This is a genomic window from Arthrobacter sp. MYb229, assembly GCF_002975405.1.
GTDB lineage: Bacteria > Actinomycetota > Actinomycetes > Actinomycetales > Micrococcaceae > Glutamicibacter.
On record NZ_PCPS01000002.1, the window covers coordinates 51,066 to 73,507 of the forward strand.

A 22,442-nucleotide genomic window follows, 5' to 3' on the forward strand; every position below is an offset into this window, starting at 1 on the left:
GGCGGGCACCCAGTGGGTGCCCGCCCGACGTGTCTTGGCTACCAGGGCTTGTTAGGCACCTCGGCACCGGCCTCTCGTTGCAGCGAGAGCACATGTTCTAGGCTCGGACGCCCGGAGAGCTGCGGCCCCTGATCGCGCAGGGCCACCCGGTGGCGCTGGCCGGTCTGCAGCACGATCTCCTCGCTCCGCACCCAGAGGCTTTGCGGCCCCCGGCCGGTGAGCGAGAATTCGATTCCGCTGGCATCGAGCAGCACCTTGATCACCGAACCGTTATAGGCCAGCTGGAATCGCAGGGATCTGAAGCGCTCGGGCAGCCGCGGGTCGAAATGCAACCGTTGGTCATCGTCGCGCAGCCCGGCGAAGCCGTTGACCAGCGCGGCCCACACGCCACCGGTGGACGCCACATGCACCCCGTCGGCGGTATTTCCATGGAGGTTTTCCAGGTCGACATTCAACGCATGTTCGAAGTAGTCGAAGGCCAGGTCCCGATAGCCGACCTCGGCCGCAAGGATTGACTGTACGGTGGCCGAAAGCGTCGAGTCTCCAGTGGTCAATGGGTCATAGTAGTTGAAATCGGCGAGTTTCTGCTCGGCCGTGAAATCGCTGGAGCGCAGCCACAGCGCCAGCACCGTATCGGCCTGCTTGATGACCTGGAAGCGGTAAATCACCAACGGGTGGTAATGCAGCAGCAGCGGACGTTTATCCGGGCCGCTGGCCTCGAGATCCCAGACCTCGCGATTCAGGAAATGCTCGTCCTGCGGGTGGATTCCCACGGCCTTCGAATACGGGATATGGATTCGTTCGGCCGCCAGCTGCCAGGTGGAGATCTCCGCTGAATCAATTCCCATCCGCTCGGCCAGCTCGGCATAGAACTGCGGGCGCCGGGCGGCCAGCTCGCGTATCAGCTGCGCCGAACGGCGCAGGTTAAAGCGCGCCATCACATTGGTGTAGGTGTTGTCGTTGACCACCGCGGTGTACTCATCCGGGCCGGTCACCCCGTGAATATGGAAGCTGCGCTGATCCCCGGTACCGCGCCAGAAACCCAAAGACGCCCACATCCGGGCGGTGCCGACCAGAATTTCTGCGGCGCCCGCCTCGAGGAACTCGTCATCGCAGGCCGCGTCGAGATAGCGGTTGAGCGAATACACCACGTCTGCGTTGATGTGATACTGCGCGGTACCCGCCGGGTAGTACGCGCTGGCTTCCTCACCGTTAATGGTGCGCCAGGGGAAGAGCAGCCCCTCCTCGTTCATGATGCGTGCCCGACGCGTCGCCGCCGGGATCATCGAGATCCGCGCGCGGAGCGTATTTCTGGCCCACTGCTGGTTCGTGTAGGTCAAAAACGGCAGCACGTAGATTTCGGTATCCCAGAAGTAGTGCCCGGAATATCCGTTGCCGCTGACCCCCTTGGCGCTGATCCCCAAGCCGTCGGCTCGGGCCGAGGCCTGGGCAAGCTGGAAGAGGTTCCAGCGGATCTTGCGTTGCAGGCTCGGATCGTCGCTGTCCACCAGGACGTCGCTGCGCTGCCAGTAATCCTTCATAAATGCGCGCTGTGCACGGAAGTGCTCGTCGATCCCCCGGGGCACCAGATGGTTCAGTGCGCGGCTCGAACGCTGCAGCATTTCTTTGGCCGGGTGCCGGCGCGAGGAGTGGTAGGCCGCGAACTTGGCCACGCGCAGGCCCTGTCCCGCTTCGAGGTTCGCGCTTGAAACCTCGTCGGCACGATCGGGCTTCGCCGAACGCTCCGTTTGAATCTGGGCGCTGGCACCACCGGTGGTATTCACCAGGTGTTCCACGACTGCCGACACGGACATATTGGATCCCGCCACGGTGTAGGAAAGCCCAAGACGGGTTCCTTCCGCTATCTGGCCGGCCGGGTGCAAAGGATTATCCGAGGACTCGTCGGACTTGCGCGGGTCCTGGCCCGCGTCGAGATCGGCCGGAGAAGACACCTCCGGTTCGGAGCGATAGCCGATCACCGAGGACTGGACCAGCACATGCGCCGGTCCGTCGAGCAGGCGCACATGCAGATCTTGGAGCGCCAGATGCCGGTCGCTGAAGGAAATCATGGTCCGTGCCGTGACCGCCACCCGATGGCCTTCTGCGGTGCGCCACAGGGTCTGTGAAATCAATGTCCCCTCGCGGAAGTCCAAGCGCAAGTCATCGCGGAGCATTTCGGTTCGCCCCACCTCCAGCGCCTCGTCGTTGATGAACACACGCAGGGTCCGGAAATCTGGGGCGCTGATCATCGTCTGCCCGGTTTCGGCAAGCCCGAACGCGCTTTCTGCGTGGCGGATCTGCCAGGTTTCGTGCAGCCCGTTGAGGAAAGTCCCGGCGACTTGCTCGCCCAGGCCCACCTGGGCCGAACGAGCGCCAAGGAAGCCGTTGCCCAGGGCGAAGACCGTGTCTTGGGCGCCCGTCTCATCGCGTTCGGCTTCCCGAGTGATGGACCAGGGGTCAAAGTTCCAGGCCTTAACCGCGGAGGCTGAAACCAACTCGCTGAGGTCCTGGACCACAAAGAGCGCACCGGCATCCAATAGCTGCTGCTCATTGTCTTCACGTGCCACCCCGACGACCATGAAGCCGCCTTCCTGGGCGGCTTGCACGCCGCTGGTGGCATCCTCGATGACCACGCACTCTTCGGGGCGCCAACCGAGGTCCTTGGCGGTCGCCAAGAACGTGGCGGGCGATGGCTTGCCAGGCAGCTCGCGTGCCGCTGCCTCGTGCCCGCCCATGATGGTGGTGAAGAACCTTTCCAGCCCCGCGGCTTCCAGTACCGAGCGGGCATTGCGTGATGAGGAGACCACGGCTACATCCAGCCCTGCCTCCAGGACCTGTTGCAGGTAGTTGCTGGACCCGGAATAGGGCGCAATCCCATCACGCTCCAGCACCGTGGTGAAAACCGAATTCTTCAGATTTCCCAGCGCGCACACCGAGGTGTATCCCGCAGGGTCCTTCGGGTCTCCCCAGGGCAGCGCTATTCCCCGGGACTCGAGTACGGCGCCGACGCCCTCATAGCGTGGCCTGCCGTCGAGTAGCTCGAAATAGTCCGGATCGGTATAGGGCGGCACGCCCGGGTGTTCTTGGGCGAAGAATCCGGTAAATAATTCTTTCCAAGCCGCACGGTGCAATAGCGCGGTAGGTGTGAGAACACCATCCAAATCAAAAAGGACGGCCTTGAAATCACGGTGGCGGTACGTCGGGCGTGTAGCGTTCACGATCGAAATCCTTCGTCGAGGAGCAATTGTTGGCCGTAGACCCAACGGTAGCAAGTGATCCCGCTTGCATCGACATACTACGATTGGGATTGTGGCTCAGTGGATAGATGAATGGAATAGCGACCAATGGCGTGAGTCTGCCGCCTATTGGATCGATGAGGCCTGCGCGGCCTACGGCATCGAGCGTGTCGCGGGACCGGATTTTTGGCCGGCCTCCTTGGACCAGGTTTCGGCGCTGGTTGGGACCGACGCAGCCGATCTGGTGTTTAAGGCGAATGCGCCGGGATTGGCAGCTGAGGCAGCGGTGACGATTACCGCCGGCGGACTGCAGCCCGAACGTGTGGTGATGCCGCTGGCAATCGACCGCATGGCCGGCTATATGCTCTCCCCCGATTTTGGTCACACCCTGGCGGATTTGGGCGACAGCGCCGAGAACTGGCAGCTGGCGCTTGCCTCGCTCGGCTCCTTCCAGGTGGCTTTGATGGGCAACGAAGAGGCCTTCTTCGACGTTGGCATGCCGGTGGTGGATCCGCAGTTCCTCCCAGAACAGTTTGAGCAGGCATTGACCATGCATGTTTCTCTCGAGGCAAACCATCCGTTGCATTTGGACCCGCGACAGGCCGACGCTTTGCATGGCCAACTAAAGACCCTTTCCGACGCCTGCGAAGCCTTGCATCGCGGTCCCATCCCGCTGAGCCTGGAACATGGCGCCTTCGATTTGGCGCAGACGGTGGTGCCCTCGGAAAAGGGCCAGCATGCGCGGATCACGAACTTTGCGACGGCCCACTGGGCTCATCCGTTTTCTTCGCTGGCGGCCCCACTGGCGGCAATGACCCAGTCGTGGAAATGCCGGACCGACGACGAGCGTGTTATGCGTGCCCTGGGCGCCTACCTAGGTGAGTTCGCCGCATACGGCAGCGCCGACGAGCTCTATGACTTAGTCGCCCCCGCATGCCTAGTGGCTCCGCTATCCCAGCATGAGACTTGGTTGCGGCTGCTGCTTGACGCGGACGATGAGCATCTGCAGGAAAACGCCGCATCTGTCTTGGACACACTGTTTATAAACTAAAAAGCCTGGCGGGGAATTAAACATTCCCCGCCAGTCTTATATTCAGATCAAACCGTGTGTTTGCTATTCAACGGCAGAGCGCATCTCGTTCAACGCGTTGGTTGCCGCATCTTGCGGCGACTGCCGCTTGAAGAAGATTTCCATCTCGTAGCGGTACAAAATGTCTTGGATCTTGCTGAATCCCATGGGTGGAATTGGTTCAGACCCTGCCAGCTCAGTTTCAATTCCGGTGACGAACTCCGCTGAAGCGGCCTCGATTGGCTCAAGGTCGGACACTACCAAGTCGCGAATCTCAGTGTTGGCCGGCAGCCCGCGGTCCATTTTGTTCAGCTCGCCAGCTTCTTCGGAATTCACCATGAAGTCAATGAACTTCTTGACCTCTTCGGGATGCTTGGACTTGCTGTACCCGGACATCATCATCGATGACTTGTACCAAAGCCCGTTGTCTTCGGCTTCGCCCGTGGAGCTAGGCAGGCGCAGGGGCACCAGATCAACGCCTGCCGCTGCGGAAAGTGAACCGAGCTGGTTGCTCCACCACATGCCAAAGGCCGAAGTGCCGGTACCGGTCATGGAACGATCAGGCCCGGCATTCTGATTCTCGGCTAGAACCGAGGCCACTGGATAGGATCCGTTATCCAGCAAGTCCTGGTGGTGCTGGAAATAGCCGGCCAGATCCTCAACGGTCAATCCAAGCTCTCCGGATTCAGTGGTTAAGTGCTTATCCGATTGCCTCAGCCAGGACTGCAATCCAGCGGGTTCATTCGGCGCCTCGGAACCGTATTTCCCTTCGGCTTTTTCGCTAACGGTTTTGGTGATTTCGCGATAATCGTCCCATGTCCAAGTCTTGTCGTCCGGGATATCCAGCCCAGCTTCCTTCAAAACCTTGGGGTTTGCGGTCAATGTAAACGAGTTAATTCCCGTCGTAATGCCAACCAATCCATCTTCGGTGGTGCCGTTGGAAACGGAAACCTCTTCAAAGTTGGAGACGTCAACACCGTCAAGATCGAGAAGCGCGCCACGGTCGGCGTATTCGCGAAGGTACTTGTCGTCCATCTGGATAATATCCGGGGCATCATTCGAGGCGACTTGGGTAGCGAGCTTGTCCCAATATCCGCTCCAGTCCGAATACTCGCCCTGAACGTCGATATTTGGATTCTCTGCCTCGAAGGCCTCGATGATCTCGTTGGTAGCCTGCGCCCTTGAGTCCGAACCCCACCAGGCGAATCGCAAACTCACCTTTCCATCGGCGCTGTCAGCCGCGTTCCCGCCTCCGCCGCACCCCGTCAATGCCAGCGCTGCGACTGCAGCTATGGCAAGGGACTTGGTTAGTCGCTGACCGGCAATGCGACGCATGCCTTCGGACCGTTGTTGATTGTTCATGGACTCCTCCTTGGATGGGCGAGAACTCGCGAGGGTTTACTCAGTGTCGAGACACCTGTGCGCCGACGCGAATGGAAAGCGCTTCCCAAGTAATCTAGATGTGATTCAGCTCACGAGTCAAGATCGAAGTGGGAATATGTCGATGACACCTTTGAATCGAATGATTCCAAAAAGGTATCGACGGATCAACGGCTCTCGGTGCTTTCCCGCAAAACCGGGGTTCCCGAAACAACCAGCAGCTTCGAATCACTATGCGCGAGAACCATCTCGCCGGCCATGCGGCCCATTTCTTCGAGCGGAAGGCGGGCGGTAGACACCGACGGGGTGACATCAATCAGCGTTGGGATGTCGTCGAAGCCGGCAATCGCAATATCGTCGGGAATCCGCAAGCCGTGCTCGCGAATTGCGCGAATCGCCCCCAGCGCCATGACGTCAGATACGCAGAAGACGCAGACCGGACCGGTGTTTTCGGTGGATTGATACCCTCGCAAGTAGTCGCTCATGACCAAATAACCCCCCTCGCGCGAGAAAGCTCCGTGGAGCACTTCCTCAACCGGCACGCCGGAGCGCTCAAGCTTGGACACAAACCCGTCGGCACGATGTTTCGCGGTCACCAAGTTCGGGTTGCCGGCCAAAACGACAAAACGGCGATGACCGGCTTTGAGTAGTTCCCCGGCCAGGTCGCTAGCGGTCCCGGCGTTATCGACCTGAATTCCGCCCGTTGCGGGAAAGGTTTGCCCAATCATCGCCACTTGGCCACCGTTGCCCTGGTAGCTTTCCAGCAATTCCATGAGCTCCTGATCGCCGCTCAAGCGCCGGGTTCCAGAAATGATAATAGCGTCGGTCCGGTGCGACATGAAGGCGCGAACGGCAGCTATTTCCCGGTCATGTTCCGCGCCAGTACTAGTCAGCAGCAGTTGGATGCCACTGGCGTCCAGCCCGCGCTGCACCCCGCGGGCAATGGACGAGAAATACGGGTCGGCAATGTCGTGCACCACGAGGCCCACCAGCTTAGTCGAGGATCGGGCAAGCGCTTGCGCCTGAGCGTTGGGGAAATATCCCAATTTCTCTGCCGCCGCACGAACTCGGAGGGAGATTTCCTCGGCAGGCTTGCGCGCCGACCCGTTCAGTACGCGCGATGCGGTTGCCAATGAAACTCCGGCTTCATTAGCCACGTCAGTTAGTCGAATAGCCACATGAAATCCTTATCACCCATTGCAATTTTGAACAAGCTTATCTCCCTGAACGGAGATGGTTGACACACTAATTGGGCAACACTATCGTGGAAAGCGCATTCCCAATTCCTTTCTTAACAATCCCTTGCACGAGGAGCACCCCCATGACAGAACCACGAGTACTTCGCATCGCCATGAGTGGCATCACCGGCCGCATGGGCTATCGGCAGCACCTGCTCCGCTCCATCCTGCCGATCCGTGATCAGGGAGGAATTACCTTGCCCGACGGTTCCAAGGTGACCGTCGAGCCAATTCTCGTTGGCCGCAACGAGGCGAAACTCAAGGAACTGGCCCAGCTCCACAACGTTGAGCACTACTCCACCGACCTCGACTCGCTAATCAACGACGACTCCGTCGACATCGTCTTTGACGCCTCGATGACGTCGCTGCGCTACGACACCCTGTCCAAGGCCATCACAGCCGGTAAGCACATCTTCACCGAAAAACCGACCGCCGAAACCCTTACCGAAGCGGTAGACCTGGCGCGCCAAGCCAAGAGCAAGGGCATTACCGCCGGCGTAGTGCACGACAAGTTGTACCTGCCAGGCTTGGTCAAACTGCGCCGGCTTGTCGACGAGGGCTTCTTTGGCCGGATCCTGTCCCTGCGCGGAGAATTCGGTTACTGGGTCTTCGAAGGCGAAATCCAGGAAGCCCAACGTCCGTCATGGAACTACCGGCTGGCCGATGGCGGATCGATGACCACCGACATGTACTGCCACTGGAACTACGTCCTCGAAGGCATCATCGGCAAGGTCAAATCAGTTACCTCCAAAACCGCAACTCACATCCCCACCCGGTGGGATGAAAAGGGTGCGCCCTACGAGGCAACCGCGGACGACGCAGCCTACGGAATCTTTGAACTTGAAACTCCTGCCGGAGATCAAGTTGTTGCCCAGATCAACTCCTCCTGGGCGGTGCGTGTCTATCGCGACGAGCTCGTTGAGTTCCAGATCGACGGAACTCACGGATCCGCGGTGGCAGGTCTGAACAAATGCGTCGCCCAACAGCGAGCCAACACACCCAAGCCGGTCTGGAACCCGGACCTTCCGGTCACCGAATCCTTCCGCGATCAGTGGCTGGAAGTGCCGGCCAACGCGGATCTGGACAACGGGTTCAAATTGCAGTGGGAAGAATTCCTGGCCGATGTCGTGGCCGGCCGCGAACACCGCTACGGCTTGCTGTCGGCCGCTCGTGGCGTGCAGCTTGCCGAGCTGGGCCTGCAGTCCAGCGCCGAACGGCGCACCATCGACATCCCGGAGATCACCCTGTGAGCCAGCAACAAGCACAACCGACAATCATCCTGCCCAACGAGCACGGGGAACCCTACAGCTACACGCTCTCCGGCCCCGGAGATTTTCGCCGCCCCACCGCACCGATCAGCACACGCAAGGTCTACGCTGCGGCCCACGTAATTCCGCTGATGACCGCCGATAACACCCCGGGGGCACCGGCCGCCTTGGACTGGGAAGCAACCTTGGATTACCGCCACGAACTGTGGTCCTACGGTTTAGGCGTCGCCGATGCCATGGACACCGCTCAACGTGGCATGGGCCTGGACTACGCGGCGACCAGGGAACTCATTCAACGTTCCGCCGCCGAAGCGGCAAGGGTAGTTGCCAGCAATAGCTATCCGGCGCTGACCGGGCGTAGCGTGCGAGACCTGCTGGCCTGCGGAGTCGGCACCGACCAGCTGGATCCGCTCAGCGTGCAGGCCGGCGACTTGGCCCGGGTCACAGACTCCTATTTGGAGATGCTGGGACTCGTCGAAGAGTCCGGGGCGAAGGTCATTTTGATGTGTTCGCGGGCGCTGGTCCGCGCCGCCGAATCGTCCGAAGACTACCTGAACGTCTACGGCACCCTGCTGGAAGCCGCCACCAAACCGGTGATTCTGCATTGGCTCGGGGAAATGTTTGATCCCGCGCTGGCTGGCTACTGGGGGGACACCGATATCGAGACGGCAACCGCCACCTTCGCCAGCCTGGTGGAGAACCATGCGGCCAAGATCGATGGCGTCAAGGTTTCACTTTTGGATGCCGAGCATGAAAAGTATTTGCGCGCACGGCTGCCACAGGGTGTCCGGCTCTACACCGGTGACGACTTCAACTACCCGGAACTTATCCAAGGCGACGGCACCAGGCACTCCGATGCCCTGCTAGGCATCTTCGCTGCAATCTATCCGGCGGCCTCGACCGCGCTTCAGGCCTTCGACGCGGGAGATGGACAGCGGGCACGCACCATCCTGGATTCCACTCGGGATCTGGGACTGCATATTTTCTCCGCACCGACGTTCTACTACAAGACCGGAATCGCCTTCCTTTCCTGGCTCAACGGGCACCAAGCCGGTTTCCAAATGGTCGGCGGACTGCATGCCGGCCGCTCAATTCTGCATCTGGTGCGCACGTTTGTCCTGGCCGATCAGGCCGGTCTGTTGCTGAATCCCGAGCTAGCCGCTGAACGCCTGAAACAGCTATTGGAAATTAATGGCGTGTTCTCCCCCGTCCCAACTCTGACTGGAGTCGCATGAGCTTCGAACTGGCACTGAACACCGGCACTACACCTCGGCTGAATCTGCGCGAAGCAGTGCAGGCAGCGGCCGAGGCGGGCCTGAGCCATATTGGTCCCTGGCGCCACCTCATTAGCGACGTGGGCGGGGCAGGACCGGCGGCGAAGATCATCGCCGGCGCCGGGTTGAAGGCAAGCACGCTGTGCCGCGGCGGTTTCCTGACCAGCAATTCGGCTGCGGGGCGAAGCGAAGCGTTGGAATCGAACCGCGAAGCGATCCGCGAGGCTGCCATCATCGGCGCCAACGAGCTGATCATGGTTGTGGGCGGGCTTCCCGCCGCCGCGCATATCCTCGGTGGCCAGGGGGACGGGGCCGACAAAAACATTGTTGCGGCCCGCGACCGCGTCGCCAAGGCCCTGGGGGAATTGGTTCCCTACGCCGCCGAACATGGCGTGCGGCTGGTTCTCGAGGCCCTGCACCCCATGTACGTGGCCGACCGCGCGGTGCTCTCCACCTTGGGCCAGGCCCTGGACTTGGCCACTCCCTACCCGACTTCGGCCGTGGGTGTCGTGGTGGATACCTTCCACGTATTCTGGGATCCCCAGCTTCAAGCTCAAATTCAGCGGGCCGGTCACGAGGGTCGACTGGCAAGCTACCAGATCTGCGACTTCAACCTCCCGATCGCCCGCGATGCCCTGCAGTCACGGGGCATGATGGGCGATGGATACATTGAGTTCGCTTCCATTTCCCGCTGGGTCGCCCAAGCCGGATACCGCGGTCCCGTTGAGGTGGAGATCTTCAACGAAGAAGTTAATAATCAAGCCGCGGAGCTGACCATTCGCACCATGAAAGAGCGTTACGAGCAGCTAGTGCTCCCGCACCTCAATGAAGCTTCAGGGGTGCTGGAGGCGAGCACCGCCAACTAGCTCGTATCCTTATTTCACTTAGTCAACGACGTTAACCAAGGACGGGTATGACCGACTTATCGCAGCAAGGTGCCACGACAACGGATGCGCCGGATCACAGAGTACCGGGGATCGCGCTAGTAGGGCTGAACGGGTTCGGACGCCAGCACCTGCTGAACATCCACCGCCTCGTTGCGCTGGGTAAAGCCAATTTTGTGGCCGGTGCCGGCCCCGACGATCCGGGGCCGGACATCCGCGGTGAAGACACCCCCATATTCGCCTCCCTTGATGCGTTGATCGACTCCGATATCAGCCCGGATATCATCATTGTTTCGACGCCAATCAACACCCACCACGAACTGGCGCTCAAGGCACTTATGACCGGCGCCGATCTGTACCTGGAGAAGCCTCCTACGGCTACCTTCGCGCAATACCAGGAACTGCTTTCTGCTGCCCGGGAGGCCGGAGGCCGGGTGCAGGTCGGTTTTCAGGCAGTTGGCTCCTTGGCTTTAGCGGCTCTCGAGGAGTTTTTTGTTGATGATGCGCGTGATTCACCCATCGGCGAGTTGCGCGCCGTCGGTGCCTCCGGTACCTGGCTGCGCACTCAGGGGTATTATGATCGGGCGCCTTGGGCCGGCCACCGAGTCCTGGATGGCATCCACATTGCCGACGGGGTCATCACCAATCCGCTGGCCCACGCGGTGATGAGTGCCCTGCACATTGCCGGGGCACGCCGAGCCGAGGATGTCGCCGCACTTTCCACCGAGCTTTACCACGCCCATGATATCGAAGCCGATGACACCTCGGTGCTCTGCCTGCGCACGGTGAAGGGGATCCCGGTGACTGCCGCGTTAACCGTGTGCGCGGCCGAGCAACGCGACCCGTGGGTCACCGTCTACGGGACCGAAGGTCAAGCAACCCTGTACTACACACGAGACGAGCTGGTGGTTCGCCCCAACCCGGATCTCGGCGGTGAAGAATATATCCGCAGCTTCGGTCGAGTTAACCTGCTCGAAAATCTTGTGGATGTGCGAAGCGGCGCAGCGCCAAAACTGCTGTGCCCCTTGGAAAATGCCGGAGCGTTCATGAAAGTCCTCGAACAGGTGCGGACCTCACCCGATCCGCAAGCGATCTGCCGCAGCGAGGTTTATGGCGTAGGCGAAGATGGAGAATATCATCCGGTGGTTCCAGACATCGAAAGGTTCATTGACCGCGCGGTGGCCGCGCAAACTGCGTTCTCTTCCCTAGGAGCCCCGTGGGCCAAGCCGGCACCCACTAGCGGAACTCTCCAGATCGCCCATCCGATCAGTGGCGATCCCGTGGAGGTTGCGCGGCTACGCACCGGAACGGACATTGCCCCGACAAACTCACCACGCCCATTCCTTGATCAGCTGCGCACGCTCGACGGTGTCACCGTCAGTGACCAGCAACCCCTGGACCACACCTGGCATCTCGGTCTGGGAGTCGCGCTGCAGGATGTCAATGGAACCAATTTCTGGGGCGGACGAACCTACACGCGCTCAGCTGGGCGTTATCTCTGGAAAGCTGACCATGGGCACATTCGCGCCGTCTGCGAGGAATTCAACGAATCCAATTCCGCTGTCACTTCGCATCTTGAATGGGTTGACCACCATGGACAAGTGCTCCTTGATGAATACCGTACCGTTCGAGCGGAGGCTTTTGAACGGTTGCAAATCCGAGGCTGGTCATTGGACTTTGAGTTTGCCCTGCAAGCGCGCGACCAGCAGGTATCGCTGGGGTCTCCTGGTTCCAACGGGCGGGACCAGGGCGGCTATGGCGGATTCTTCTGGCGCCTGCCGGCCGTGCATCGGGGCGAAATCTATACAGCAAATGCCTCCGGTGAATCGGCCGTGCATGGCTCCACCAGTGATTGGCTGGCATTTAGCGCAGTTTTTTCCGCCGATTCGGTGGGATTGAATTCCCGCGACCTGGGCCATGGGGCCGCAACGCTCATCTTCTGTTCCACAGCGCATGACCCATGGTTTGTTCGGTACTCGGGATATCCCGGCATCGGCGCATCGCTGGCGTGGGATAGCCCGGTGATTCTGGAGCCAAGCGCCTTGGCCAGCCGCAAGGTTCGGATTCTGGTCGTTGACGGAGCACTCTCCAAGCAGCAAAGTGCCCAGCTGGCCGAAACGTTCAATCAAGAATAACTTCCTACTCCATCTCGGCAGGAGAAGTATGCCCCTCAATGAATATAACCTCAAGCATGCCCAGCTGGTGGATCTGCTCGACGAGCTGGGCGCGGACGCTATCTTGCTGTCCACCGCGGGGTCGCTGTCGTGGTACCTAGCCGGCGCTCGAACCCATGTTTCGCTGGCGAGTCCTCCGGCACTGCGTGTGTTGGTGCACCGCGAAGGTTGTGAGATCGCCACGCCGCTGAGCGAAGCGGACCGCTTGCTTGCCGAAGAACTGCGCAAAGTCCCCGAGGCCCGGTTGCACATTCTGGACTGGTACGAGTCACTCGACGACTATGCGGCATGGTGCCCAGAGGTGCGTGGACTGGAGGTCTTGTCCGAGGCCCGAGTGGAGGTGCAGCTGCGAGGCTTGCGTACCGTTCTATGCGACGCCGAGGTCAGCAGGTACCGAGGTCTCTGTGTGGCTGTCGCCGGGATTTTCACGCAAGTGCTCGGTGAGGCGAGCCCCGAAGACTCCGAACGGGATATTGCTGCCAGGCTCAGTGCCGCAGCAATCAGCCTCGGCGGCGAAGTGCTGGTGGCATTGGTCTGCGGGGATTCTCGCTCGGCATTCCGCCACCCCCTGCCCACAAAGGCCCTGCTTGGGCGCAAAGCCATGGCGGTACTCTGCGTTCGCCGCGGTGGATTGATCGCCAATGTCACCCGGTGGGTCCGTTTTGGCGACCCGTTGCCCGGAGAGCTGGAAGCAGAGCACGCGATTCTTCAGGTGGAGCACGAGATTTTCAGATCCTTGCAACCGGGCACCGAACTAAGATCGATGCTCCCCGTCGTTCAGGCCGCGTATCCTCTGCATGGGTTCGATCCCCAAGAATGGCAGAACCATCATCAAGGTGGGATTGCCGGTTACAACGGCAGAGATCCTCGCCTGACCCCAGATGCTACCGACCTCATCCGCGCGAATCAGGCTTTCGCGTGGAATCCCAGTGCGGTACAGGACGCCATGACCTTTAAAGTTGAGGATACCGTCCTGCTCATCGAGCATGGCGGTAAGCCAACCGTGGAAGTACTCAGCGTCGATCCCCGGTGGCCGGTGATTCGGGTAGGCAATTTGGATCGCCCCGCAGTGTTGGCGCGCTGAAACCGCAGAGCGAGAGGTGGGCTCCCGCAGGACCGGTTAGACCAGTTGTTTCAATTCGGTTCTCCAGCTGCGCTTTGGCTCCCAGCCGATGACGCTTCGAGCCTTCTCGATACTGAAAGCCGGAGAATCCCCGGTCAGGTTGGCCGCCAGCTCCGCCAGCTCTGGATAGATTTCCGGGATGAGCTCCGACAATGGGGAGGTAGCCATGGCGTCCTTGGCCCCCACAAAGAAGACCGAACCATTCTCCACTCGGTCAAAGCGTTCCAGCAGCAAGAGCAGAAAATCCGTGACATCCCGGGCGTCCACGTAGTTGAACAACGCCGGAGCCGAAAGTTTAGGATCGGCCAAGCGTTCGGCCACGGTGTGCCCCTGCTGCGTTATGGCACCAGCCCATTCCTCTTCGGCAATGACATAGCAAGGCCGGAAGGAGGCGAACTTGACCGTGCTTGCTGGGCCCATCTTTGCGGCGAACATTGCCCCGATCTGTTCGGCAACGTATTTGGAAAGGCCGTACGCGTGCCACGGGCGCGGGGTTTCGGTCTCGTCCAGCGGCAGCTTGCCAGGCTTCCAGCCGCCCGGGGATCCGTAGCCCATGATCGATGGGCTGGAAGCCAGGACCACGCGGGTTGCCCCGGATTCCACGGCGGCTGAGGTGACGTTGTGAGCGATCGTTGCGTTGGTGCGCAGCAGCACTTCCTCCGGCGCCATAAAGGGCACCGCCATGGCCGCTAGGGAGACTACCGCCTGCGGGGTGGCTTCCTTGAACAATGCACAAGTGGCTGCGGCATCCAAGAGGTCCACGCTTCGGTAGTCGACACCGTCCAGAGGATCCTCGGGAAGGGTTCGGTCCAAGGACACAACATGGTGCCCCGCGTGGGCAAATCCGGCTACGACAGCACGACCTAGACGGCCTGATCCGCCAGTGATAATAACTTTCTCGCTCATTTTTCCGATTACACCTGAACCCGTTCCACGAGGGCTAAATTTACACCAAGTCCGGCTTGTTCTACGGCTACCGCTTGACCAGATTCCAGGGATTGGTTGCCGCAGATTCCCACGGCGATAGCTCGCGCTCCATCGAGGAATCCGGCCTGCCGTGAATACCTGTCGACTGTGGTGCCGCGGAAGAGTTCCTCCAGCAGCAGTGCATCCCCGCCGCCGTGCGAACCTTCCCCGTTGATGATTTCCAGTTCCTCGGCCGGCCCCCAGTGGCGCTGGAGGACAAGCTTCTCCCCCTTGGAGCGCACCGCGGTATTCTGTCCGTCGTCCGAGAAGGACGGATCCACGGGATTTCCCCCTGCGGCAGGAAGCACCGCTGCTCGCTCGACCACATCCAATTCCAGGCGTCCTGCGGTGCCGTTGACTGCCACCCGGTACCCCTCCCAGGGGCTGTGCGCATTCAGAGAGTAGGACAGCACCGGGCCGCCTTCGTACTCCACCGTCAACGCCAGATTATCCTCAATCCCGATCTCGCCTGCGAATACTCCTTGGTCGCGGCGGTATCCGTCATGATGTTCGCTATCCAAGTACAGCTTCTCCAGGCGACGGTCGCTGCGTAGATCCAGGTCGAAGGGATCTGCCTCGCTGTGTTCGTGGGTTCCACGTTCACTGGCCTGCTGCCCGCGCCGTGCGGCATTATCCGGGCCGTAGAATTTCAACCCTCCGGCCGCAAAGACCCGTTGCGGGGTATCGGACAGCCACCAGTTCACAAGGTCGAAATGGTGACTTGATTTATGCACCAGCAGACCGCCGGAGTTCTCCTTGATCCGGTGCCAGCGGCGGAAATAGTCCGCACCATGCACGGTGTCGAGCACCCAACTGAAGTCGATGGAGGTTACCTCGCCGATTAATCCGTCATCGATGGCCTTCTTCAACGCGGTATTGCGCGGTGAGTAGCGGTAGTTGAAGGTGACGATGACTTCTCGGCCGGTTTCCGCAACCGCCGCCGCGATACGCGTGGTGCTTGCAGCGTCGATGGTCAGCGGCTTTTCAACAATCACATCAGCACCGGCACGGAGCGCGGCGCAAACGAGGTCTGCGTGGGTGTAGTCCGGACTGGTGATGATCACCCGGTTAATCTCGTGCTCGGCAACATAGTCGGCCAGTTGCGCCGGATCAAAGGCATCCAGGCGCTGCCCGAACGTCTGTTCCACAACGTCTTGGTAGTACTCGATCCGCCCGGGGTTTGGATCGGATAGTGCCACGAGCTCGGCGACGTCGCTGTGCTCGCCCAGGATCGCGGTGAGGTACATTTCGCAACGGTTTCCGGTGCCGATTAGTACGTACCGGGTACGGGTAGGTGCAGTCATCTGGGTGGGTCCTTAAGAAATCGTTGACCAGCGGATGGGCTCGAACGTTTCAGCCGAGCCCACCCCTTGTGGTTATTTGATGCCGGTAGTGGCGATGCCCTTGATCAGGAACTTCTGGCCGAAGAGGAAGGCCAAGAAAACGGGCACGAGAGTAATGATCGACATTGCGAACAACGCTCCCCAGTTCGATTCGCCGGTCGAGTCGATGAAGGCATTCAACGCCACCTGAACCGTGTAGTTACTTGGATTTGTCAGGTAGATCAGCGAGGTGAAGAAGTCGCTCCAGGTCCAGATGAAGGTGAAGATCGCGGTGGTAGCCAGTGCCGGCACCATCAATGGCAAGATGACCTGCAAGAAGATGCGTGGGTGGCCCGCGCCATCGATGCGCGCGGCTTCATCCATGTCCTTGGGAATGCCACGGATGAACTGAATCATCAAGAAGATGAAAAATGCGTCCGTGGCTAGTAGTTTCGGAACGATGATAGGCCAGAAGGTGTTGACCCAACCGATCTGCGAGAACATGATGTACTGGGGAACGATGATGACGTGAATGGGAAGCATGATGGTCATCAGCATGAGCACGAACATGATCTTCTTGAACTTAAACTCCAGGCGGGCGAAGGCATAGGCCGCCATCGAACAAGAAACCAGATTTCCTAGGATGCAACCGAGCACGACGATGGCCGAGTTCATCAGGTATTTGCTGAATGGTTCCGACAGTGCGCTCCAACCGTTGGGATAGTTCTCCCATTCCACGCTCGAGATCACCAGACCGGCTTCGCGGAAGATCAGATCGTTTGGCCTGAAGGAACTGGCAATCATCCAGAGCAGCGGGTATATCATGATCAGCGCGGCCAGAATCAAAATGGTGTGCTTGATGATCGCACGTGCGCGGGTTCGTGCGCTGGGGCGGTGGCCCTTGACTTTTTTCCCCTTGGAATCGGTTCCGCCCACGGGAGGCCGACCCCCAAACAGCGCTTCTTCGTCAAGTGCCGTCAATTTATTCGCGTCTAGTTCCTCGCGCGAAGTTGAAGTCTGATTAGTCATCGTAGAACACCCAATACTTAGAAACGAAGAAGTTCAGTGCTGTGAAACCACCGACGATCAGGACCAATAGCCAAGCCATCGCCGAGGCGTAGCCCATGTCAAACTGCTTGAAGCCCTGCTGGTAGAGGTACAAGGTAAAGAACATTGTTGAATCCGCCGGTCCGCCAGAACCATTGGAGACGATGAATGCCTGAGTGAAGTTCTGGAAGGCTCCAATCACCTGCAGTACGAGGTTGAAGAAAATGATCGGGCTCAGCATCGGAAGAGTGATGCTGACAAATTGGCGCCATTTGGTGGCCCCGTCGATCGAAGCGGCTTCGTAGTACATCGCAGGGATCTGGCGCAGACCCGCCAGGAAGATCACCATCGGCGAGCCGAAGGTCCACACGTTGAGCAGAATGAGGCTGCTCAGTGACGTGCTCGGATCGGAGATCCAGCCCATGCCTTCGATGCCCACGAGTCCCAGGAGCTGGTTAACCAGCCCGGTAGTTCCAAAGATCTGCTTCCATAGCACCGCGATGGCTACGGATGAGCCGAGCATCGAGGGCAGGTAGAAGATCGAGCGGTAGAAGGACAACCCGCGCATTCCGCGATCCAACAGCATGGCGACGCCGAGCGCGACGCCGAGCTGGAGCGGAACGCCGACCAGTACATAGGTAAACGTCACGCGCAGCGAATTGTGCAGCCGCTCGTCGCTGAACATCCGTTCGATGTTGTCCATGCCGACGAATTCCGGGGCCTGCAAGAGGTTGTAGTCCGTAAATGACAAGTACAGGGACATTGCCATCGGGCCCAGCGTGATCAGGAACAGCCCGATAGTCCACGGCAGCAAGAAGAGGTGGCCGGCCTTGTTGTCTTTGGCGGGAGCCTTGCGGCCTTTGGTCTTGCTAAGTCTTGATAATTCAGCAATGGCACTCATTGACCAACGCCCTCGTTCGAAGGGGTGCGTTGGGACCCCTGGCGAGTGTGGACCAACATGGCTGACTCCTCGGTTTGATGCTTCCTAGAGAAGCTGAATAACTAATAGTTAGGAATGCGCTTTCCAAAGCGTATTCCCCCACGCTAAACTAAAAACCAACGTGAGGTCAACCACATTGAGCGCAGCAATTCAGTGAACGGTTCCACAATTCACCAAAGGCTCATGCCCCGCACCTTGCCAAGCCGGAAAATCCCCCAGAGAAAATGAAAGATTGATGCATTGACTCAAGTCAACGAGAACTTAATGGATTACATTCAGTCTATTGAACTGCTTCTGATTTCCATGCCTTTCGAGGCCGGGCGCCAAGAACTCGAAGATTCCGATGTGGAATCAATCGATACGTTCAATGCATCGTCGCGAAATTTCACACACATGGAATCCCTGATGGTCAAGGTCAGTACCAAAAACGGGCTTACCGGATGGGGTGAAGCCTTTGGCCACAAATCGAACCCCGCCACATGGGCGGCGCTGCAAGAGATCGTCGGCCCATTTTTTATCGGCAGAGAAACCGGGATCGCCAATTCCATACCCGCGGCCGAGTATGCATTTCATGCCTTTGGGCGGACCGGACCGGTGCATTACGCGCTCTCGGCTATGGACATCGCGTTGTGGGACCTCGAGGCACAACAAGCCGGAGCGACCTTGCGTGAATACATTGAGCCCGGCGCGCGAGACCAGATCCGCGCCTACGCCTCCCTGGTGCATTACGCCGAAGATCCGGATGAAGTTTCATCCCACGTGAAGCAGGCGCAAAGCCTGGGATTTACGGCCTTCAAACTGCATGAATCCAGCCGCGAGGCCATCGCAGCAGCCCGCCAGAGCATTGGCAGCTCGGCGCTCATGGTCGACGTCAACTGCGCTTGGGATCAGGACGGTGCCGCGCAGGCCATCGCACAGTTTGAAGCACTCGATCTGCTCTGGGTTGAGGAACCCGTCTTTCCTCCCGATTCCACGACGGCGCTTCGTGAGCTCAACGCCCGTTTCGCGAACATTTCCGCCGGGGAGAACCACTCGGGAGTTGCCGGGCTCATCTCAGCCATGGAGTCCAGTGCGCTCAGCTTTGCGCAACCGAGCGTCGGCAAAATCGGTGGCATCTCGGGAATGCTTGAGATCCGCCAGGCGGGCAAGCGGCTCGGCGTTCCGGTGGTGCCGCACAACTTCTATTACGGGCCTGCGCTACTTGCGAGCGCTCAAATTCTGGCGCTCGATCCACCCCAGGTTCTCACCAACGGGACCCCGCTTCCAGAGTTGGAGATTCCGTTTGTGAGATGGGCGCATACCTTGCACCCGCTGCACGCTCCGCATCAATCAGCCATGAATGGGGACGGAGCGATCCAGCTGCCGCACGCCCCCGGCCTGGGCTTCGAACCAGATGCGCAGGTTCTGGAGAAGTATCTGGTCAAACGCGTGTTGCTGAACTAACCGAGCACTTTGACCAGCAGTTCGGCCTCGTCGCTAATAATTGCATCCACGTTCTTCTCGATCAGCATTCGCATGCTCGGCTCATCATTGATGACCCACACATGAACCTGCACCCGCGCGCCGTGGACCGCACGGATAAAACGCGAGGTAACCACCGGCAGAAATCCTTGTTTGAGGGGCACCTGCACGGCCCAGAAGTCCTTAATCAGCCGTTTAGGCACGCGGCCCAGAACCATGGCGCACAACCAGATCAACGCCGTCTCACGAATACCGGGGGAACGTTTCATTTCCGTAGCAATGAGATGCTGCACCGCGGCACTGCGCGAGCTATCAAATGAGGCCAAGGCGATCTGCCGGTGGCAGCCCAGCTCTTCGATCAAAAGGGCAAGCGGCGCGATCACCGCCTCGTCCTTGACGTCGATATTCACCAACGCATCGGGAAAATTGCGCAATAATTCGGCGAGCGTGCACAACGGCTGCCCGCCTGCACGCACCGAAGCAAGTTCTTCGTCGGTGCGCTCGCCCAGCGGCCCGGTCGCATCCGTCACCCGGTCCAGGTTCTGGTCGTGGAAGGCGTAAACGGTGCCGTCCTTGGAGGCTCGCACATCCGTTTCCAAGTGCGTAATGCCCAGGTCCCACGCGCGCTGGAAGGCGATCAGCGTATTCTCTTCGCCGTCTCGCCGGACGCCGCGGTGCGTGAAAGCGTAGGTCATTTCAGCAGATCCTCGATGACCTGCGCGACTCCGTCTGCCTCGAGGGTATCCGCGGTGTGCTGCGCGGTGGCCAAGGCCAGCGGGTGGCCCGAGGCCATCGCATAACCGTGGCCTGCGTATTCGAGCATCTCGAGGTCGTTGGGCATATCCCCAAAGGCCATGACTTCATCGGCGGTAATGCCCAGCTCGCGGCAGTACACATCGAGAGTGGTGGCCTTGTGGATGTCGACGTGGGCCATTTCCAGCAGCGAAACATCGAATGCGGAGTGAGTGACCGAAAGAAGCTTTTCCAGTTCCGGGGCGACGGCAGCGTAGAACTCATCGATGGGCAGCGTTTTGGAGCGGGCCAAAAACTTCACGATGCCTTCCTGGTCGATGGCTTCCGAGTCTAGCTCCAATACCGACTGGCTGCCAAGGGTCCGGTGGCGTTCGGCAAAATTTTCGCCCAGGTGCAATCCGCGAGTGGTCTCGGCCGCAAAGGCGGCGTCCGGTTCATGCTTCAGAATAATTTCGGCCGCCATTCTGGCGGTGGCCGAGCTGAGCGTGCGGGACCAGATCACGCGGTCTTGCTCTAGGTCATAGAGCACGGCCCCATTGGAACAGATCACCGTCCCCATCCCGCCGAAGGCCTCGATGATGGGGGTGAGCCAGCGGAACGGCCGGCCGGTGACGAAGACGATATGAATTCCGGCCTCGCGGGCGTCCAAGAAGGCGCGACGGGTGCGGTCGCTGATGCTGCCATCGCGCGCCACGATGGTCCCGTCGAGATCCGAGGCGATCAGCTTGATCATGAAAGCTCCTCGCGGCTCGGCGGGTTCGCGCCGGCGCGTCCCACGGTGACCGACGCCGCGCGGGCGGCAAAATCCAGGGCCTGGTTGAGCTGATCCACCGCAAGCCGGGCCAGCCTTTCACGGTTCGACGCGCCGATCAGCCCATGTTCGGCCAGCCAGCACAGCAGGGCGGCGGTGAAGGTGTCCCCGGCGCCCACGGTGTCCGTGACCTCGACGGCCTGTGCGGTGTGTTCCGATTCGCCCGCGCGCACCACTCCCCAGGAGCCGCGCGACCCGGCGGTTGCCACGACGATCGCCGGACCCATAGCCAACCAGGCGCGGGCCGACTCGTGCACCGTACGCATCGGGTAGAGCCATTTCAGGTCGATCCCCGAAACCCGAACGACATCCGCCTGGCCCACGAATTGCTCCACCTCGGCAACAGTTTGGGCGTGGTTGGTCACCAGCGAGGGGCGCAGGTTCGGGTCATAGCTGATGGTGGCGTGGCTCCGGGCGGCTGCCAGCAAGGGGAGCAGCTCGTCGGGGCTGAAGAGCGTGGCAATGGATCCGGTGTGCACCAGCTCGGAGTCCTGGGCCAGTTCGGGGCCGATGGTGGGCATCTGCCAGAAGGCGTTAAATGCGAAGGTCGCGCCGCCGGCGGGGTCCAGGATTCCGTGGGCGATCACCGTCGGCTCGTCGTCCGCGCCACCGAGGTACTTGACCTCGTTCTCCGCCAGGAAGCGTTCGATTTTTGCGCCCTTTTCGTCCTGCCCCCAGCGGGTGATCAGGGTGCCCGGGTAGCCTAGGCGGGCCAGTGAGACGGCAACGTTCAGCGGGCTTCCGCCCACAAATTCTTGCGCCGGGGCAATTCCGGAGGCCAATACGTCGACCAGCGCCTCGCCTATGACCGTCGGGTTCATCATGCTCCTTTGTAGTGCAGCGGGTACAGCGCCTTGACGCACGCCTCCCACTGATGGCTGGACGGATCGATCCAAGTGAAATGGTCGCCGTCGAAAATCCGCAAGGAGTGTTGTTGGCCGAGTGCCGCCGCATGATCGGCCGCGCGCCGGGCAATTTTCACCGGGACATCCGCATCGGCCCGTCCATGAAAGATTACGACACGCGCCCCCGTCGGCCATAATTCCACGGGGTTCAGCGTGGACAGATCACAGTCGCCAAGCATTTCGTTGACCGCGTCGTTGCTCAGCCGCAGCGTCCGGGCAAGCTGCAGATCGAGCAGGCCGGCCTGCGAAATCACCTGGCTGACCCGCTCCTCATGGGCGGCGAGCAGGCAGGCGAGGTGCCCGCCGGCGGAATGCCCGATCAGGGTGATCGGGCCTTCCTCCTTGATCAATGCCAGCGCAAGCCGGGCATCGGCCAGCATTTTTGCCGCGCTGCCCGGCCCGCGCCGGTATTCGAGGTTGTAGGTGGGGAAACCGCGTGCTGCCAGATCCAAGGCCAGCGGTTCACCGAGCTGCGCGGTGTACTTTTCGCGCCAATATCCGCCGTGGATGATCATCACCGCACCGAGCGCGGTGGCCTCCTGCGGCGCGTAGAAGCGCAGCCATTGGTCCTGATGCGCCCCGTAGTGCATG

General features: G+C 60.2%; 18 protein-coding genes. 7 read left to right on the forward strand and 11 right to left on the reverse strand.

Annotated elements, in window-relative coordinates; all coding sequences use genetic code 11:
- Nucleotides 1-38 precede the first annotated feature (38 nt).
- On the reverse strand, nt 39-3,218 hold the full coding sequence (locus CQ019_RS06775; protein WP_105569315.1) for an HAD-IA family hydrolase: 3,180 nt from the start codon (nt 3,216-3,218) through the stop codon (nt 39-41).
- A gap of 91 nt (nt 3,219-3,309) precedes the next feature.
- Here CQ019_RS06775 and CQ019_RS06780 point away from each other — a divergent pair, with 91 nt between their 5' ends.
- Nucleotides 3,310-4,287 carry a hypothetical protein gene (locus CQ019_RS06780; RefSeq protein ID WP_105569316.1) on the forward strand — a complete coding sequence of 326 codons (978 nt, stop codon included), beginning with the start codon at nt 3,310-3,312 and terminating at the stop codon, nt 4,285-4,287.
- A gap of 63 nt (nt 4,288-4,350) precedes the next feature.
- Here CQ019_RS06780 and CQ019_RS06785 read toward each other — a convergent pair whose 3' ends face one another.
- Together CQ019_RS06785 and CQ019_RS06790 are read right to left on the reverse strand one after the other, a co-directional pair.
- Nucleotides 4,351-5,667, reverse strand: a complete 1,317-nt coding sequence (locus tag CQ019_RS06785; RefSeq protein WP_258133635.1) for an ABC transporter substrate-binding protein — start codon at nt 5,665-5,667, stop codon at nt 4,351-4,353.
- A 185-nt stretch (nt 5,668-5,852) separates the two neighbouring features.
- Complete coding sequence (locus CQ019_RS06790) at nt 5,853-6,842, reverse strand: LacI family DNA-binding transcriptional regulator (protein ID WP_219843941.1); 990 nt, start codon at nt 6,840-6,842, stop codon at nt 5,853-5,855.
- 164 nt (nt 6,843-7,006) lie between these two features.
- Between CQ019_RS06790 and CQ019_RS06795 the strand changes: the two genes are divergently transcribed.
- The 5 genes from CQ019_RS06795 to CQ019_RS06815 are packed head-to-tail and all read left to right on the forward strand — an operon-like array spanning nt 7,007 to nt 13,607.
- The gene (locus CQ019_RS06795; RefSeq protein WP_105554081.1) at nt 7,007-8,173 is read left to right on the forward strand and encodes a Gfo/Idh/MocA family protein; all 1,167 of its coding nucleotides are present in this window, start codon (nt 7,007-7,009) and stop codon (nt 8,171-8,173) included.
- The gene (locus CQ019_RS06800) at nt 8,170-9,426 is read left to right on the forward strand and encodes a dihydrodipicolinate synthase family protein (RefSeq protein WP_374954786.1); all 1,257 of its coding nucleotides are present in this window, start codon (nt 8,170-8,172) and stop codon (nt 9,424-9,426) included. The genes CQ019_RS06795 and CQ019_RS06800 overlap by 4 nt, the downstream gene beginning before the upstream one ends.
- Nucleotides 9,423-10,331, forward strand: a complete 909-nt coding sequence (locus tag CQ019_RS06805; protein WP_105554080.1) for a sugar phosphate isomerase/epimerase — start codon at nt 9,423-9,425, stop codon at nt 10,329-10,331. The genes CQ019_RS06800 and CQ019_RS06805 overlap by 4 nt, the downstream gene beginning before the upstream one ends.
- Before the next feature lie 47 nt (nt 10,332-10,378).
- Nucleotides 10,379-12,484, forward strand: coding sequence for a DUF6807 family protein (locus CQ019_RS06810; RefSeq protein ID WP_105569317.1), 2,106 nt, complete (start codon nt 10,379-10,381; stop codon nt 12,482-12,484).
- A 28-nt stretch (nt 12,485-12,512) separates the two neighbouring features.
- Nucleotides 12,513-13,607, forward strand: a complete 1,095-nt coding sequence (locus tag CQ019_RS06815; protein ID WP_105569318.1) for a Xaa-Pro peptidase family protein — start codon at nt 12,513-12,515, stop codon at nt 13,605-13,607.
- A 36-nt stretch (nt 13,608-13,643) separates the two neighbouring features.
- Here the strand turns inward: CQ019_RS06815 and CQ019_RS06820 are convergent, their stop codons facing one another.
- The 4 genes from CQ019_RS06820 to CQ019_RS06835 all read right to left on the reverse strand — a co-directional run bounded on the left by CQ019_RS06820 (nt 13,644) and on the right by CQ019_RS06835 (nt 17,882).
- The gene (locus CQ019_RS06820; RefSeq protein ID WP_096282946.1) at nt 13,644-14,552 is read right to left on the reverse strand and encodes an NAD(P)-dependent oxidoreductase; all 909 of its coding nucleotides are present in this window, start codon (nt 14,550-14,552) and stop codon (nt 13,644-13,646) included.
- Between the two features lie 8 nt (nt 14,553-14,560).
- The gene (locus CQ019_RS06825; RefSeq protein ID WP_105554077.1) at nt 14,561-15,916 is read right to left on the reverse strand and encodes a Gfo/Idh/MocA family protein; all 1,356 of its coding nucleotides are present in this window, start codon (nt 15,914-15,916) and stop codon (nt 14,561-14,563) included.
- 72 nt (nt 15,917-15,988) lie between these two features.
- Nucleotides 15,989-16,963 (reverse strand): carbohydrate ABC transporter permease, encoded by a 975-nt coding sequence (locus tag CQ019_RS06830; RefSeq protein WP_096282944.1) that lies wholly within the window; start codon nt 16,961-16,963, stop codon nt 15,989-15,991.
- Nucleotides 16,956-17,882, reverse strand: a complete 927-nt coding sequence (locus CQ019_RS06835; protein WP_096282943.1) for a carbohydrate ABC transporter permease — start codon at nt 17,880-17,882, stop codon at nt 16,956-16,958. Before CQ019_RS06835 ends, CQ019_RS06830 begins: the two co-directional genes overlap by 8 nt.
- Before the next feature lie 432 nt (nt 17,883-18,314).
- On the opposite strand from CQ019_RS06835, the gene CQ019_RS06840 reads away from it, so the two are divergent.
- Nucleotides 18,315-19,364, forward strand: a complete 1,050-nt coding sequence (locus CQ019_RS06840; RefSeq protein WP_181148308.1) for a mandelate racemase/muconate lactonizing enzyme family protein — start codon at nt 18,315-18,317, stop codon at nt 19,362-19,364.
- Here CQ019_RS06840 and CQ019_RS06845 read toward each other — a convergent pair.
- The 4 genes from CQ019_RS06845 to CQ019_RS06860 are packed head-to-tail and all read right to left on the reverse strand — an operon-like array spanning nt 19,361 to nt 22,441.
- The gene (locus CQ019_RS06845) at nt 19,361-20,077 is read right to left on the reverse strand and encodes a glycerophosphodiester phosphodiesterase family protein (protein WP_096282941.1); all 717 of its coding nucleotides are present in this window, start codon (nt 20,075-20,077) and stop codon (nt 19,361-19,363) included. The two genes, CQ019_RS06840 and CQ019_RS06845, sit on opposite strands and share 4 nt — an antisense overlap.
- A complete protein-coding gene (locus tag CQ019_RS06850) occupies nt 20,074-20,868 on the reverse strand; it encodes an HAD family hydrolase (protein ID WP_105569319.1) in 795 nt (264 codons plus the stop codon). The genes CQ019_RS06845 and CQ019_RS06850 overlap by 4 nt, the downstream gene beginning before the upstream one ends.
- Nucleotides 20,865-21,770: a carbohydrate kinase gene (locus tag CQ019_RS06855; RefSeq protein ID WP_308727238.1), complete on the reverse strand. Its 906-nt coding sequence runs from the start codon at nt 21,768-21,770 to the stop codon at nt 20,865-20,867. The genes CQ019_RS06850 and CQ019_RS06855 overlap by 4 nt, the downstream gene beginning before the upstream one ends.
- A complete protein-coding gene (locus CQ019_RS06860; protein ID WP_096282938.1) occupies nt 21,767-22,441 on the reverse strand; it encodes an alpha/beta hydrolase in 675 nt (224 codons plus the stop codon). The genes CQ019_RS06855 and CQ019_RS06860 overlap by 4 nt, the downstream gene beginning before the upstream one ends.
- Between the last annotated feature and the right edge of the window lies 1 nt (nt 22,442).

Coding starts and splice junctions, on each gene's coding strand:
- CQ019_RS06825 (WP_105554077.1), bottom strand. CDS start 15,916: ATGACTGCACCTACCCGTACCCGGTACGTACTAATCGGCACCGGAAAC.
- CQ019_RS06855 (WP_308727238.1), bottom strand. CDS start 21,770: ATGATGAACCCGACGGTCATAGGCGAGGCGCTGGTCGACGTATTGGCC.
- CQ019_RS06840 (WP_181148308.1), top strand. CDS start 18,315: ATGGAATCCCTGATGGTCAAGGTCAGTACCAAAAACGGGCTTACCGGA.
- CQ019_RS06830 (WP_096282944.1), bottom strand. CDS start 16,963: ATGACTAATCAGACTTCAACTTCGCGCGAGGAACTAGACGCGAATAAA.
- CQ019_RS06860 (WP_096282938.1), bottom strand. CDS start 22,441: ATGCACTACGGGGCGCATCAGGACCAATGGCTGCGCTTCTACGCGCCG.
- CQ019_RS06810 (WP_105569317.1), top strand. CDS start 10,379: ATGACCGACTTATCGCAGCAAGGTGCCACGACAACGGATGCGCCGGAT.
- CQ019_RS06820 (WP_096282946.1), bottom strand. CDS start 14,552: ATGAGCGAGAAAGTTATTATCACTGGCGGATCAGGCCGTCTAGGTCGT.
- CQ019_RS06850 (WP_105569319.1), bottom strand. CDS start 20,868: ATGATCAAGCTGATCGCCTCGGATCTCGACGGGACCATCGTGGCGCGC.
- CQ019_RS06815 (WP_105569318.1), top strand. CDS start 12,513: ATGCCCCTCAATGAATATAACCTCAAGCATGCCCAGCTGGTGGATCTG.
- CQ019_RS06785 (WP_258133635.1), bottom strand. CDS start 5,667: ATGAACAATCAACAACGGTCCGAAGGCATGCGTCGCATTGCCGGTCAG.
- CQ019_RS06795 (WP_105554081.1), top strand. CDS start 7,007: ATGACAGAACCACGAGTACTTCGCATCGCCATGAGTGGCATCACCGGC.
- CQ019_RS06805 (WP_105554080.1), top strand. CDS start 9,423: ATGAGCTTCGAACTGGCACTGAACACCGGCACTACACCTCGGCTGAAT.
- CQ019_RS06835 (WP_096282943.1), bottom strand. CDS start 17,882: ATGAGTGCCATTGCTGAATTATCAAGACTTAGCAAGACCAAAGGCCGC.
- CQ019_RS06845 (WP_096282941.1), bottom strand. CDS start 20,077: ATGACCTACGCTTTCACGCACCGCGGCGTCCGGCGAGACGGCGAAGAG.